The organism is Porphyrobacter sp. YT40 (assembly GCF_006542605.1).
Taxonomy (GTDB): domain Bacteria; phylum Pseudomonadota; class Alphaproteobacteria; order Sphingomonadales; family Sphingomonadaceae; genus Erythrobacter.
This window is the reverse complement of record NZ_CP041222.1, coordinates 2,049,526-2,061,682: the sequence shown is the minus strand read 5'-3', so window position 1 is coordinate 2,061,682 and position 12,157 is coordinate 2,049,526. Positions and strand designations below refer to the sequence as shown.

At 66.8% G+C, this 12,157-nt stretch carries 13 protein-coding genes; 3 read left to right on the top strand and 10 right to left on the bottom strand.

All coding sequences use genetic code 11. The features are described from left to right. Window positions 1–29 precede the first annotated feature (29 nt). From E2E27_RS09645 to E2E27_RS09635, 3 genes are read left to right on the top strand one after another with little or no spacing between them, the layout of a single operon-like run. The gene (locus E2E27_RS09645; protein ID WP_141458726.1) at window positions 30–1,388 is read left to right on the top strand and encodes an amidase family protein; all 1,359 of its coding nucleotides are present in this window, start codon (window positions 30–32) and stop codon (window positions 1,386–1,388) included. Between the two features lie 23 nt (window positions 1,389–1,411). Continuing rightward, window positions 1,412–2,113 carry a PepSY domain-containing protein gene (locus tag E2E27_RS09640; RefSeq protein WP_141458725.1) on the top strand — a complete coding sequence of 234 codons (702 nt, stop codon included), beginning with the start codon at window positions 1,412–1,414 and terminating at the stop codon, window positions 2,111–2,113. Then, on the top strand, window positions 2,110–2,754 hold the full coding sequence (locus E2E27_RS09635; protein ID WP_141458724.1) for a trimeric intracellular cation channel family protein: 645 nt from the start codon (window positions 2,110–2,112) through the stop codon (window positions 2,752–2,754). Before E2E27_RS09640 ends, E2E27_RS09635 begins: the two co-directional genes overlap by 4 nt. A 21-nt stretch (window positions 2,755–2,775) precedes the next feature. Here the strand turns inward: E2E27_RS09635 and E2E27_RS09630 are convergent, their stop codons facing one another. The 10 genes from E2E27_RS09630 to secY all read right to left on the bottom strand — a co-directional run bounded on the left by E2E27_RS09630 (window position 2,776) and on the right by secY (window position 11,981). Further along, complete coding sequence (locus tag E2E27_RS09630; RefSeq protein ID WP_141458723.1) at window positions 2,776–3,663, bottom strand: hypothetical protein; 888 nt, start codon at window positions 3,661–3,663, stop codon at window positions 2,776–2,778. 197 nt (window positions 3,664–3,860) lie between these two features. Continuing rightward, entirely contained in the window at window positions 3,861–4,400 is a 540-nt protein-coding gene (locus tag E2E27_RS09625; protein WP_234036007.1) for a hypothetical protein, read from the bottom strand. 144 nt (window positions 4,401–4,544) lie between these two features. After that, window positions 4,545–5,987, bottom strand: coding sequence for a serine hydrolase domain-containing protein (locus E2E27_RS09620; protein ID WP_141458722.1), 1,443 nt, complete (start codon window positions 5,985–5,987; stop codon window positions 4,545–4,547). Between the two features lie 90 nt (window positions 5,988–6,077). Then, window positions 6,078–6,497 (bottom strand): 50S ribosomal protein L17, encoded by a 420-nt coding sequence (rplQ, locus tag E2E27_RS09615; protein ID WP_141458721.1) that lies wholly within the window; start codon window positions 6,495–6,497, stop codon window positions 6,078–6,080. A 195-nt stretch (window positions 6,498–6,692) separates the two neighbouring features. Further along, window positions 6,693–7,748, bottom strand: coding sequence for a DNA-directed RNA polymerase subunit alpha (locus E2E27_RS09610; RefSeq protein ID WP_017666384.1), 1,056 nt, complete (start codon window positions 7,746–7,748; stop codon window positions 6,693–6,695). 122 nt (window positions 7,749–7,870) lie between these two features. After that, a complete protein-coding gene (gene rpsK / locus E2E27_RS09605; RefSeq protein ID WP_017666383.1) occupies window positions 7,871–8,260 on the bottom strand; it encodes a 30S ribosomal protein S11 in 390 nt (129 codons plus the stop codon). A gap of 61 nt (window positions 8,261–8,321) precedes the next feature. Next, window positions 8,322–8,690, bottom strand: coding sequence for a 30S ribosomal protein S13 (rpsM, locus tag E2E27_RS09600; protein ID WP_086609115.1), 369 nt, complete (start codon window positions 8,688–8,690; stop codon window positions 8,322–8,324). Between the two features lie 267 nt (window positions 8,691–8,957). Continuing rightward, on the bottom strand, window positions 8,958–9,776 hold the full coding sequence (locus tag E2E27_RS18720) for an SRPBCC family protein (RefSeq protein ID WP_181443405.1): 819 nt from the start codon (window positions 9,774–9,776) through the stop codon (window positions 8,958–8,960). 86 nt (window positions 9,777–9,862) lie between these two features. Continuing rightward, window positions 9,863–10,510: an adenylate kinase gene (locus E2E27_RS09590; protein WP_141458720.1), complete on the bottom strand. Its 648-nt coding sequence runs from the start codon at window positions 10,508–10,510 to the stop codon at window positions 9,863–9,865. 103 nt (window positions 10,511–10,613) lie between these two features. Continuing rightward, window positions 10,614–11,981 carry a preprotein translocase subunit SecY gene (gene secY / locus E2E27_RS09585; RefSeq protein WP_141458719.1) on the bottom strand — a complete coding sequence of 456 codons (1,368 nt, stop codon included), beginning with the start codon at window positions 11,979–11,981 and terminating at the stop codon, window positions 10,614–10,616. Between the last annotated feature and the right edge of the window lie 176 nt (window positions 11,982–12,157).

Sequence of the window (12,157 nt, the reverse complement as noted above, 5' to 3'; positions counted from 1 at the left end):
CTCGGGCACAGAGACCCGGGGGAGTTCGCATGGCATATCCGCAATTGACCGACAAAGCCGGGGCACTGGCGACGGCGCTGGCGATCCGCACGCGCAAGATCAGCGTTACCGAAGCGGTCGATGCGGCGATCACCCGCGCCGGGCGGCTGGATGGCGAGATCGACGCGCTCGCCGTCACCGATTTCGAGCGCGCGTGCGAAACTGCCAAGGCGATGGACGCGGCCCCTAGGCGGCTCGATCAGCCGCTGTTCGGCGTGCCGATGACGATCAAGGAAAGCTTCGACGTGGCGGGCCTGCCCACCACCTTCGGCCACCCGCAGTTCAAGGACGACATCGCCCCGAGGGATGCGGCGCTGGTGCGGCGGCTGAAGGCGGCCGGTGCGATCATCATCGGCAAGACCAATGTTCCGGTCGACCTGACCGATTGGCAGAGCTTCAACCCGGTCTATGGCCGCACCCGCAATCCGCATAATCACGAGCGCTCGCCCGGCGGCTCCTCGGGCGGAAGCGCGGCGGCGGTGGCGGCGGGGATCGTGCCCTGCGACTACGGCACCGACATCGGCGGATCGGTGCGCGTGCCCGCCCATTTCTGCGGCGTTTGGGGACACAAGACCACGTGGGGTCTCGTCCCCAAGCATGGCCATGATTACCCCGGCATCTCGCGGCAGGAGGGCTTCGTCGCCGCCACCGACAGCCCGCTCAGCATTGCCGGGCCGCTGGCGAGGAACGCCCCCGATCTCGCCGTGCTGGTCGAGGTCGGCGCCGAAGTGCCGCTGCGCCGCCGCCCCAAGCCGCTTACGGAATGCCGCCTGCTGGCGATCACCGATCTGCCGGGCGGGCCGGTCGACGCGAGCGTGCTGGAGCCTACCGAGGCGGCGCTCGAAACCCTCACCCGCGCAGGCGTGCGGATCGACCGCGCGAGCCCGCTGCTGCCCGATCAGGCGCGCCATTATCGCAGCTATGTCAGGATGATGAACATCACCATGGCACGCGGCGCCCCCGCGCCCGACGGCAAGCGCGCCTCGGCGACCGACTGGTTCGATCTGATGGACGCGCAGGCCGCCTGCATGGCCGAATGGGAGGCGCTGTTTGCCGAATACGACTTCGTGCTCGCCCCGCCCGCGCCGGTGCTCGCCGTGCCGCACAGCGATGCGGCGGTGTTTCGCGGGACGCTTTCGATCAACGGGGTGGAGGAACCGGGCGGCAGCGGGCTAGTGTGGTCGGGCATGGCGACCTTCCCCGGCCTGCCCTCGACCGTGCTGCCGATCGGCGCGGGCACCTATCTCGGCGCGGAGCTGCCCTGCGGGATGCAGGTGATCGGGCCGCGCTGGCGCGATCTCGATTGCATCGCCGCAGCCGAAGCGATCGGGAAGCTCTTGCACGGCTGAGCCCGCTTCGTCATGGCCGCAGCATGGCTCGACTGAACACGCGCACGCCCCTGATGCACAGGCTCGCCAAGTGGCACATCTGGCTTGGCTGGCTGGTCGGGGTGCCGATTGCCATGTGGCTCGCCACCGGGCTGTTCATGGTCTCCCGCCCGATCGAGGAGGTGCGCGGCGAGCATCTGCGCCGCAAGGCCCCGCCGCAGGCGCTCGCGATCCCCGGCAGCGCGCTCGCGGGCCCCGAGGCCGATCTCGCCGAGATGCACGTCACCATGCAGGATGGCCGCGCGGTTGCGGTGCTGACGGCGCTCGACGGCGCAGTGCGGCGGGTGGACTTCGCGACCGGCACGCCCCTGCCCGCGCTTGATGCCGCGGCGGCCCGCGCGCTGGTGGCCAAGCGGATTGTCGGCGGCGACAGGGTTGATCGGGTGACGCTGTTCCCTGCCGACCGCACACCCTTCGATTTCCGCCGCCCGCTCGCCGTGTGGCAGGTGGCGCTGGCGGACGGGACCAATGTCTATGTCGGGCGCGACACGGGCAATATCGAAGCGGTGCGCACCCGCTGGTGGCGCGCCTTCGACCTGGCGTGGGGCCTGCACATCATGGACCTCTCCGAACGCGAGGATACCAGTCACCCGGTGCTGATCATTTTCGCCGCCCTCTCGCTGGCGGGGGCGCTGATCGGCTGCGTGCTGATGTTCCGCCGCCGCAAGGCCCGCCCCGTCCTATGAACCCGACGGTTCTCACCCCGATCCTCGACTGGCTCGATATCGCCGGGATCGCGCTGTTCGCGCTGTCGGGCGCGGTGCTGGCGGCGCGGCTGAGGCAGACCTTCGTGACGATGGGCTTCTTTGCGCTGGTGACGGGCGTGGGCGGAGGCACGGTGCGCGACCTGCTGATCGGCGCGCCGGTGTTCTGGATCACAGATGCATGGGTCGCCGCCGTGTGCCTCGGCACCGCGCTGATCGCGTGGTTCACCCCGGTGCACTGGTGGGAGGGCAAGGGCTTTGCCTATGCCGACGGCGCGGGGCTCGCCGCTTACGCGGTGCTGGGGAGCGCCAAGGCAGTCGCCTACGGGATCCCGCCCGTGCCTGCCGCGCTGATGGGGGTGATCACCGGCTGCGTGGGCGGGATCATCCGCGATGTCGTAGCGGGTCGCCCCTCGATCATCATGAGCCCCGAACTCTACGTCACCCCCGCCGCGCTGAGCTCGGTCATGACGGTGGGCGGCGTCTTCGCTGCGCGCGCGCTGGGGCTGCCCGATGGCCTCGCCTGGAGCCTGGCCTTCGCCTGCGGCTTCGCGCTGCGCAGCGCCGCGATCCGCTGGGAGTGGGGCCTGCCGATCTACGGCGAGGGGCGGGAGGAGGCCTGACACCCCCTCCCCGCCCGCGCCTTACAAATCGCCGTCGGCGGTCTCGGGGATGGTCTCGCCCGGAACCGGACCGCCGGGATAGGCGGGCAAAGCGCTGGTCGGGACGGTGCTTGCCGCAGTGCGCGGGATGTCCACCGGGGCGCTCATGTCGGCTTCGCTGACCGCGATATCAGGCCGCACCGTGCCGCCCACAGACGCGCGGGCGGAGGCATAGCGGCTGTCATCCCACTGGCCCGCAGCCGGGGCCGCGTCGCGGTAGGCAGGCGCGTCCGAAAAACCGATACCGCGGGAGCCATCGCCGTAATCGATCGCGTCGATCTGGCCGCCATTGCCGATCCGGCACTGGAACGGCGCACCGTTGAACAGCACCCCGCTCACCTGCCAGCCCGCGCCGGTGCGGGTGACGTTCTCGACCGTGTCGACGCGCACATCGCGCTCGATCCGGTCGAGGCAGATGTTGACGGCATTATCGAGGCCCGAAGCACCCGTGCCGCGCGGAGCAGCCCGGCGGTCGTCGCGATAGCGCGGGGCGTCGTCGCGCTGCCAGTCACGGTCGCGGATGTCGCGGTCACGCTCGACGATCACCACGTCGCGGTCTCGGCGACGGCGGTTTTCGGAGCTGAGGATCGCCGCCACACCGCCGATGATCGCCGCGCCGATCAGCACGTCGCCTGCATCGACGCGGTTGCGCCGCCAGCCGGGTCGGCCCCAGCCGCAATTCCAGCGGCAGCGGCGCCAGTCGGCAACATCGCCCGCGGCGTCGTAGCGGCTGAAATCGAAGCTCGAGAGTGCCTGCACCGGGGGGGTGTTGCTAGCAGTGGTCGGGGTGGCAGCCGTCGCCGGGGCAGCCAAAGCGGTGGTGAGGCCGAATGCGCCCGCCATCGCGGCCGCACGAATTGTCAGAGCCATGGGTGCTCTCTCCTGTTGCGTGTCACGAGCGCCCACCACACGCTCAACGGTAGACAGGGCTTAACCGTGCAAGGCTTGCGCTGGGCTGAACGTCAGTACGAAGCCGCCCTGCCGACCCCGAGGGGCAGCAAGGCGGCAAGGTGTCGTGCACCGGCCCAAAGGAGGACAAAGCACGGCGCACGGACAGGACGGATCGATTAGCGCAGTCCGCGAACCCCGCTGAAATCGATCAGCGGCGCGCCGCGACCATCGAGGTGGCAGGTGAAGTTGCCGCGATCGCTCCCGCGACGGTTCCAGCCGCCGCCAACGTCGATCCGGCCCTTGACCCGATAGCCGTTACGGGTGCGGTCGATGTCGCGCACGTCGATCACATCGGCATAGCGATAGCCACCGAAGCGCCGCGCCTGGTTCTCGGCGGCACGCACGCAGCGATCCACAGCGGTGCGCGGGTTGATGCCGTAGCCATAGCGCCCGCCGCGATCCCAGCGGTCGCCCCGGTAATCGCGACGATCCCAGCGGTCACGGTCGCGGTCGCCATCGAAGGCTCCGGCGAGCGCGGCGAGGCCACCGATCACCACGGCGCCCGCGATGATCTCGCCCGCGCCGATCCCGTCGCGATCGCGATCGCGCGCCATCGCCGGGGTAACAGAAGCGGCGGTCAGCGCAGTGGCAGCGACCGCGCCGAGGACAAGCCGGGCCGATTTGCCGGAGGCCAGCCGGTTGGTCATGGTGGTCATCGAAACATTCCTCGCTTGGCACCGCTGGCGGAATTGCCCGGGGTGTCGAGGATGTTTTGCGCGATTCGGGGTGAGGCTTGCCTGAATTGGCGTGACAGGAAGCGTTCAGCTTTTAAGGCTTCTGGATGAACAGGCCGTCTTGCCTCACTCCGGCGGGAGCGCCGCCAGCACGTCGCGGGTGAAGGCAGCGATATCGAACCGCGAGCCCACCGGATCCTCGCCCCGGCGCACGATCACGACCTGCCGGGAGGGCACGATCACCACATATTGCCCGCGGTTTCCAAAGGCGGCGAAGGTATCGGGCGGCACGCCTTCGGAGCGGTTCATCAGCCAGAACCCCGCGCCGTAGCCGAAAGGCCCTTCGGGCTGCGGGCCGCTGGGGACGGTAACATATTGCACCCAGCCCTCGGGCAGCACGCGCTCGCCGGAGGGGAGTTTGCCGTCGTTCAAGTAGAGCTCGCCCAAGCGCGCCAGATCCTGCGCGGTGCTCCATACCTGCGAGGACAGTACATATTCGCCGCGAATGTCGGTTTCGGCGACGGTGTGCGCCATTCCCAGCTTCGCGAAAAATTCCTGCGGCGGATAGAAGGTAAGCCACTGGCCGATCGCCTTGATCGCCAACAGCGTATCGTTGTTGGCATAGCGGAACACCGTGCCCGGCGGATGCAGCACCGGCCAGTTCAGCCCGGTCTCGTCCACGGTCGATCCGCCGAAATAGAGCGCATCGGTGCGGTTGCCCGGCGTATCGGAATAGCGCCCGGTGGCCATCCGCAGCGCATGGTCGAGCGTGATCGCACCGCGCGGATCGCTCGCCCCACCTGCGCGCCAGTAGTTGAGACCGATGGGGTCCGCGACATTCGCCTCACCCGCCTGCACCGCCGCGCCGACCAGCGTCGCGGCAAGGCTCTTGGCGACCGACCAGGTGCGCTGTGGGGTTTTTGCGTCGAAGCCGGGCGCGAAAAAGGCCGAGCTGCGCCGCCCGCCATTGGCCGAGGGGCGACTGACCAGCACGGCAGTGGTGCGGCTGCCCTCGCCATAGCTTCCGGCGAGCGCAGCTTTCTGCACCTTTCCGACCGCAGGAACTTCCGGCGCGGGTCTGCCCTGCGCGGCGCTGCCCTGTCCCGCCTTCGCGATCACCGTGCCGCGCACCGGCTGTGGCGGCGGCGCGGGACGTGGCACGGGCTGATCGGCATTGGTCGCCGCTTCGGGCGCGCCGATTGGCAGCACCGAGCAGCCGGTGTCCGCGCCATAATAGGCCGCGAGCCGCGGCGGCATGCCTTCCGCCCAGTCGACCGCGACATGGGCGATCTGCCCGGTTGGACGGCGTACGATAGTATAGGGAAGGTCGGCGATGATCGCGGCCTGCGGTTCCTGGATGCCGGTCAGCTCCCAAGCCTCGACACTCTCGGGCGTGCGCGAGGTGCCGTTCGCCTCGGCATGGGCGATGGCGCCGCACAGCATCAGCGCCTTGTAACCCGCCGCCAGCGCGCGGTCGTAGCGGGCGTCGAGCACCTCCTGCTGGCTCTGGGCGAGGACAGGCGAAGCGGCGAAAAGCAGCGCTGTCGCTGCGAGCGTGGAGCGGATCATGCGCGGAACTTTACGGCGCATTGCGCAAAAGGAAAGGGCCGGAAGGCATCGCTGCCCCCGGCCCTTTCGGATCTTGTGATGCAAAGCGCCTTAGGCGTCTTCGTAATCTTCTTCGGTCTGCACCGGGCCCGAATCCTGGCCCTTGGCGTCTTCGTCGCGGTCGACGAATTCGATGATCGCCATCTGCACCGCGTCGCCTGCACGCACACCGGCGCGCAGCACGCGGGTGTAGCCGCCGTCACGATCGGCATAACGCTCGGCGAGGACTTCGAAGAGCTTCTTGAGCTGCGCTTCATCACCCAAACGGCTCATGGCGAGACGACGGTTCGACAGGCCGCCACGCTTGGCCAGCGTGATCAGCTTTTCGACATAGGGGCGCAGTTCCTTGGCCTTGGGCAGAGTGGTGGTGATCTGCTCGTGCTTGATCAGCGCGGCGGCCATGTTGCGGAACAAGGCGTTGCGGTGACCCGTCTTGCGGCCCAGCTTGCGGCCCGAAATACCATGACGCATATTCTTTACTCCGTTCGAAAAGGGGCCGTTTCAGGTACCCCAGTGCCGGTGACTGTCCGGGCCGCCACCTTCGCCCATCTCTTTGGCCGGCCGACACGGGAGTAAATCCCGTGTCGTCAGACGAGCTTGACTCGCTGGCCGGCAGGCCGCCGTCCGTCGGCAACCTGCGGTTGCCTCAGGCGGCTGCTTTTGGGCTTAGCCCAAAAGCTCCTGCTCGAGCTTCTTGGCCATCTCTTCGATGTTCTCGGGCGGCCAGCCCGGGATGTCCATGCCCAGACGCAGGCCCATGCTCGAGAGCACTTCCTTGATCTCGTTCAGGGACTTGCGGCCGAAGTTCGGCGTGCGCAGCATCTCGGCTTCGGTCTTCTGGACCAGATCGCCGATGTAGATGATGTTGTCGTTCTTGAGGCAGTTGGCCGAACGCACCGACAATTCAAGCTCGTCCACCTTCTTGAGAAGGTAGCGGTTGAGCTGGTTGGCGTCGCTTTCTTCCGGCTGCACGGCGTGGCCGATCATCTGGCCGACCGGCTGCGGGATGCCGTCCTCGAAGTGGACGAACAGCGTCAGCTGGTCCTGGAGGATGCGCGCAGCATAAGCGACCGCGTCTTCCGGGGTGACGGTGCCATCGGTCTCGACGGTCAGCGAGAGCTTGTCATAATCGAGTTCCTGCCCGACGCGGGCGTTCTCGACCTTGTAGCTCACCTGACGGACGGGCGAGTAGAGCGAATCGACCGGGATCAGCCCGATCGGCGCATCGGCCGGACGGTTCTGAACGGCAGGCGAGTAGCCCTTGCCCGTATCGGCGGTGAGCTCCATGTTGAGCGTCGCGCCTTCATCGAGCTGGCAGATCACCAGATCCTTGTTCATCACTTCGATGTCGCCGGTGACGGCAATGTCACCTGCCTTGACCGCGCCCGGGCCGGTGGCCGAAAGCTGGAGCCGCTTGGGGCCCTCGCCTTCCATCTTGAGCGCGATCTGCTTGACGTTGAGGACGATGTCGGTGACATCTTCACGCACGCCGGCGAGCGACGAGAATTCGTGCAGCACGTTCTCGATCTTGATCGAGGTGATCGCCGCGCCCTGAAGGCTCGACAGCAGCACCCGGCGCAGCGCGTTGCCGAGCGTCAGGCCGAAGCCCCGCTCGAGCGGTTCGGCCACGAAGGTCGCCTTGCGCTGACGATCGCCGCCATCCTTGATTTCGAGGGAGTTGGGTTTCTTGAGTTCCTGCCAGTTCTTGGTGTTGACGGACATGGATTTCCCCTAATTCGCCTTGTGGGCGGTTCAAATTTGGGCGGGCCGGATGCGCATGGGCGACGCGGCATCAGACCCGATCGGGCGGCGGAGGCGACACGCACCTCCGCCATCCCGGCGGATCAGACGCGGCGACGCTTGGAGGGACGCACGCCGTTGTGCGGGATCGGCGTAACGTCGCGGATCGAGGTAATGTTGAAACCGACGGCTGCAAGACCCCGCAGCGCGCTTTCACGGCCCGAACCCGGGCCCTTCACTTCGACTTCGAGCGTGCGCACGCCGTGTTCGGCGGCCTTCTTGCCCGCATCGTCGGCCGCGACCTGCGCAGCATACGGGGTCGACTTGCGGCTGCCCTTGAAGCCCATCATGCCCGCGGACGACCACGAAATGGCATTGCCCTGCGCGTCGGTGATGGTAATCATGGTGTTGTTGAAGCTGGCATTGATGTGCGCAACGCCGCTGGTGATGTTCTTCTTGTCACGGCGCCGAATACGGCCTGGTTCGCGTGCCATTTTCTATATTCCTCTAGCTCTTCAGAAGGAAAAAGCGTGCAAAGGGGGATACCCCGCTCGCTTACTTCTTCTTGCCCGCGATGGGCTTGGCCTTGCCCTTGCGGGTACGGGCGTTGGTGTGGGTACGCTGTCCGCGAACGGGCAGGCCGCTACGGTGACGCAGACCGCGATAGGCGCGCAGGTCCATCAGACGCTTGATGTTCATCGCGGTCTGGCGACGCAGGTCGCCTTCCACGGTGAATTCGGCATCGATGGCTTCACGGACGCGCAGGATTTCCTCGTCGGAAAGGTCCTGAACGCGCGCGCTGTGCGCGATGCCAAGCTTGTCAGCGATCTGGACGGCGGTGGTACGACCGATACCGTGAATATAGGTCAGCGCGATGATCACGCGCTTGTTGGTGGGGATATTGACCCCGGCAATACGAGCCACTTATTTCTCCATGCTCCACAGGGACTTGAGGCCTTTTGAGAGGCCGCCCCTATCTCAACGCTTCATTCCATCCCATGTCCGCCTGCCGCGGGTGCCCTGCTTTGGCAGATGCATAAACGGCAAAAAGTCCGGTCGGCACGCGCTAGGCGATGCCTGCCGAACTCTGTTCGAGCATGTCGAATGAGCCGCGCGCATAGGCCGATTCGCTCGGCCCGTCAACCGCCTGTGGCGGGGCGTCCCGCCCAATCGGGCCATTCGCGCTTCGCCTCAGCGCCTGGGTGGTTTCCCGAGATCGCCGAAGGTTTCGGCAACCGAAGGAGTCTTCGCTGCGGGCTTGGGTTCCGATGTCGGCTCCACTTTGGGAGCAGGCTTGGCCGCCGGCGCAGGCGCGGGGGCCTTGCCTGTTGCCGGAGCCGGAGCCGGAATGGTAGCCGGCTTCGTCGCAGCCCCGCCCGGCGCGCCGGTTGCGGGCGCAGGCGTCGCTGCGGCCGGTGCTGGCGCAGGCGCAGGCGTTGCGGACGGCTTCGGCATCGGCACAACCTTGAGCGGTTTGGCCAGCGCCTCCAGCTGCGCGCCCATCACCCCGTCCACCGCCTTGGAGATCACCGGCAGCTCGTAGCGCATCGGGCCGCCGACATTGTACTCCCACACGATCTTCGTGCCCTTGGGCGTCTTGCTGATCGCGATCGTCAGCACCCCCGTCACCGGTTCGCTCTGGAGCGGGCCAAGCGCGCCGACCATCCGCAGAGCGGTTTCGGGATAGGCCTGAACCACCCGCATATGCTCGACACTGCCTTCGAGCGTGAAGCGCCCCGGCTCGTCGACCTCGGGGATGGTTTCGCAAAAGCACCCGCCCGCAGTCGGCATGAGGCTGAGGTTCTTCGAATCGCCCGACCAGGTGTGCTCCGAGCGCCACCAATCCGCCGGGGAGATCAGCGCCAGCCAAACCTCCTTGGGGCTCGCCTCGACCACGACTTCATGGCGCGAGACGAAGCTGTCGTCGGTGGTGCCGGTGATCTCGGCAGACACAGGCGCGCTCGCAAGCAGGGCGGCGAGCGCGGCAGCGGCGGGGAAGGCGGGCTTCATGACACGGACTCTCCTGCGGGTCGGCAAGCGCCACGCTGCGGCAAAAGCGCGGCGCGCACAAGGCAGCGCCCCGTCACTTGCCCCGATCAGCTGGCGAGAATCGCGTCGATCTGGCCCGCGACCGTTTCGATCGGCGCCATGCCATCGACGCGGGTCACGATCCCGCGCGCTTCATAGCCGGGCAGGATCGGTGCGGTCTTGGCGCGGTATTCCTGCATCCGGGTGCGCACGGTCTCTTCCGTATCGTCAGGTCGGCGCTTGAATTCGGTGCTGCCGCACACGTCGCACACGCCCGGCGTCGCGGGGGGATTGGCGGTGTCGTGATACAACGCGCCGCAATTGGCACAGGAAAAGCGCCCGGTGATCCGCTCCACCAGCGCATCCTCGTTCACTTCGAGCTCGATCACGTGATCCAGCACGCGGCCGTTCTTCGCAAGGATCGCGTCGAGCGATTCCGCCTGCGCCGCCGTACGCGGATAGCCATCGAAGATCGCGCCGGTCGCAGATCCCATGGCCGCAAGTTCGGCATCGATCAGGTCGGAGACGATTTCGTCAGAGACCAGTTCGCCGCGTTCCATCACCGCCTTGGCCTTGAGCCCCACCGGAGTCCCGGCCTTGACCGCGGCGCGCAGCATGTCGCCGGTGGAGAGCTGGCGCATTCCGTGCCGCTCCACCAGCCCGGCACTCTGCGTGCCCTTGCCGGCACCGGGAGGGCCAAGAAGAATGATGTTCACGAACCGTCCCCCAATATCGCCGCCGGTCAGCGCCGGGCGCGTTCTTACAGACTTACGGGTTCGACCAAGCGGGGCAGCGCGTCAAGCCGACTATCGTCGGATATCAGCGCATCCGCCCCTTGAGCTTGGCCTTCTTGATGAGATCGCCATATTGCAGCGCCAGCAGGTGCGACTGGATCTGGCTGATGGTGTCGACCGTGACGTTCACCACGATCAGCAGGCTCGTGCCGCCGAGCACCAGCGGGAGGCCCGTCTGCGCGATCATGTATTCGGGCAGCACGCAGACCAGCGTCAGGTAAAGCGCGCCGACCACGGTGATGCGGGTGAGGACATATTCGAGATAATCCGCAGTGCGCTTGCCCGGACGGATGCCAGGGATCGAGCCGCCGTTCTTCTTCAGGTTGTCCGCCGTCTCTTCCGGATTGAACACGACCGCGGTGTAGAAGAAGCAGAAGAAGATGATCCCGATCGCATAGAGCGCCATGTAGATCGGCTGACCATGCGCCAGATACTGGTTGAGCGTCTGGAGCACGGTGAAGGCGCTGCTGTCGGTGCTGATCGACGTCCCGGCGAACTGCGTGATCGTCAGCGGCAGCAGCAGCAGCGAGCTGGCGAAGATCGGCGGGATCACGCCCGCGGTGTTGATCTTGAGCGGCAGGTAGGACCGCTCGGCCTGCATCATCCCGCGCTGCGTTGCGCGCTTGGGATACTGGATCGTCAGGCGGCGCTGGGCGCGCTCCATGAAGGAGATCAGCAGGATCAGCGCCACCATCATCACCAGGAAGCCGACGATGATGAAGCTCGAAATGTCGCCGGTGCGGCCACCTTCGAACAGGTTGGTGAAGAAGCCCGGGAAGGCCGCGACGATACCGGCCATGATGATCAGCGACACTCCGTTGCCGATCCCGCGACTTGTGATCTGTTCGCCCAGCCACAGCAGGAACATGGTGCCGCCGACGAGGTTGATGACCGCGACGATCCGGAACATGTAACCAGGATTGACCACCGCCTGCAGGCCGCTCTGGCCCGACAATGCCTCAAGGCCGACCGCAATCGCGTAGCCCTGAATGATGCACAGCAGCACCGTGCCGTAGCGGGTGTACTGGTTGAGCTTCTGCCGTCCGCTCGCGCCTTCCTTCTTCAGCGCGGCCAGCGCAGGGTGCAGCGCCGAGGCCATCTGCACCACGATCGAGGCGGTGATATAGGGCATCACGCCGAGCGCGATCAGGCTCATGCGTTCGAGGCTGCCGCCCGAAAAGGCGTTGAACATGTCGAGCACGCCGCCGCTTGCGGTGCGATCATAGAGCTCGGCCAGCACCTGCGGGTTGACCCCGGGCAGCGGCACGAAGCTGAGGAAGCGGAACACGATCAGCGCACCGATGGTGAACCAGATACGCTGCTTGAGCTCGGTCGCCTTGGCGAAATTGCCGAAGCTGAGGTTGCTCGCGATATTGTCGGCGCGTGATGCCATGTCGTTCTGTCGATCCTAGCTCCTGATCCGCCCGTGGGGGCTGCCTGTCGGCCGCCCGGCGAACCAAACTTTGCGCGCTTGCCCCGCTGGGGGGACCGCCCTGCCCCGGCCTGACGCCAGAGGGCGGTGCGGCGCGCGAGAGCGTAAATAGGGAGCGCGGGGGCTCTTGTCGAACC

What these genes read in the sequence shown, in the direction of transcription:
- E2E27_RS09625 (WP_234036007.1), bottom strand. Translation starts at nt 4,400, where the DNA reads ATGACCACCATGACCAACCGGCTGGCCTCCGGCAAATCGGCCCGGCTT.
- E2E27_RS09610 (WP_017666384.1), bottom strand. Translation starts at nt 7,748, where the DNA reads ATGTCCGTCAACACCAAGAACTGGCAGGAACTCAAGAAACCCAACTCC.
- secY (WP_141458719.1), bottom strand. Translation starts at nt 11,981, where the DNA reads ATGGCATCACGCGCCGACAATATCGCGAGCAACCTCAGCTTCGGCAAT.
- rplQ (WP_141458721.1), bottom strand. Translation starts at nt 6,497, where the DNA reads ATGCGTCATGGTATTTCGGGCCGCAAGCTGGGCCGCAAGACGGGTCAC.
- E2E27_RS09640 (WP_141458725.1), top strand. Translation starts at nt 1,412, where the DNA reads ATGGCTCGACTGAACACGCGCACGCCCCTGATGCACAGGCTCGCCAAG.
- E2E27_RS09635 (WP_141458724.1), top strand. Translation starts at nt 2,110, where the DNA reads ATGAACCCGACGGTTCTCACCCCGATCCTCGACTGGCTCGATATCGCC.
- E2E27_RS09630 (WP_141458723.1), bottom strand. Translation starts at nt 3,663, where the DNA reads ATGGCTCTGACAATTCGTGCGGCCGCGATGGCGGGCGCATTCGGCCTC.
- E2E27_RS09620 (WP_141458722.1), bottom strand. Translation starts at nt 5,987, where the DNA reads ATGATCCGCTCCACGCTCGCAGCGACAGCGCTGCTTTTCGCCGCTTCG.
- E2E27_RS18720 (WP_181443405.1), bottom strand. Translation starts at nt 9,776, where the DNA reads ATGAAGCCCGCCTTCCCCGCCGCTGCCGCGCTCGCCGCCCTGCTTGCG.
- rpsK (WP_017666383.1), bottom strand. Translation starts at nt 8,260, where the DNA reads ATGGCACGCGAACCAGGCCGTATTCGGCGCCGTGACAAGAAGAACATC.
- E2E27_RS09645 (WP_141458726.1), top strand. Translation starts at nt 30, where the DNA reads ATGGCATATCCGCAATTGACCGACAAAGCCGGGGCACTGGCGACGGCG.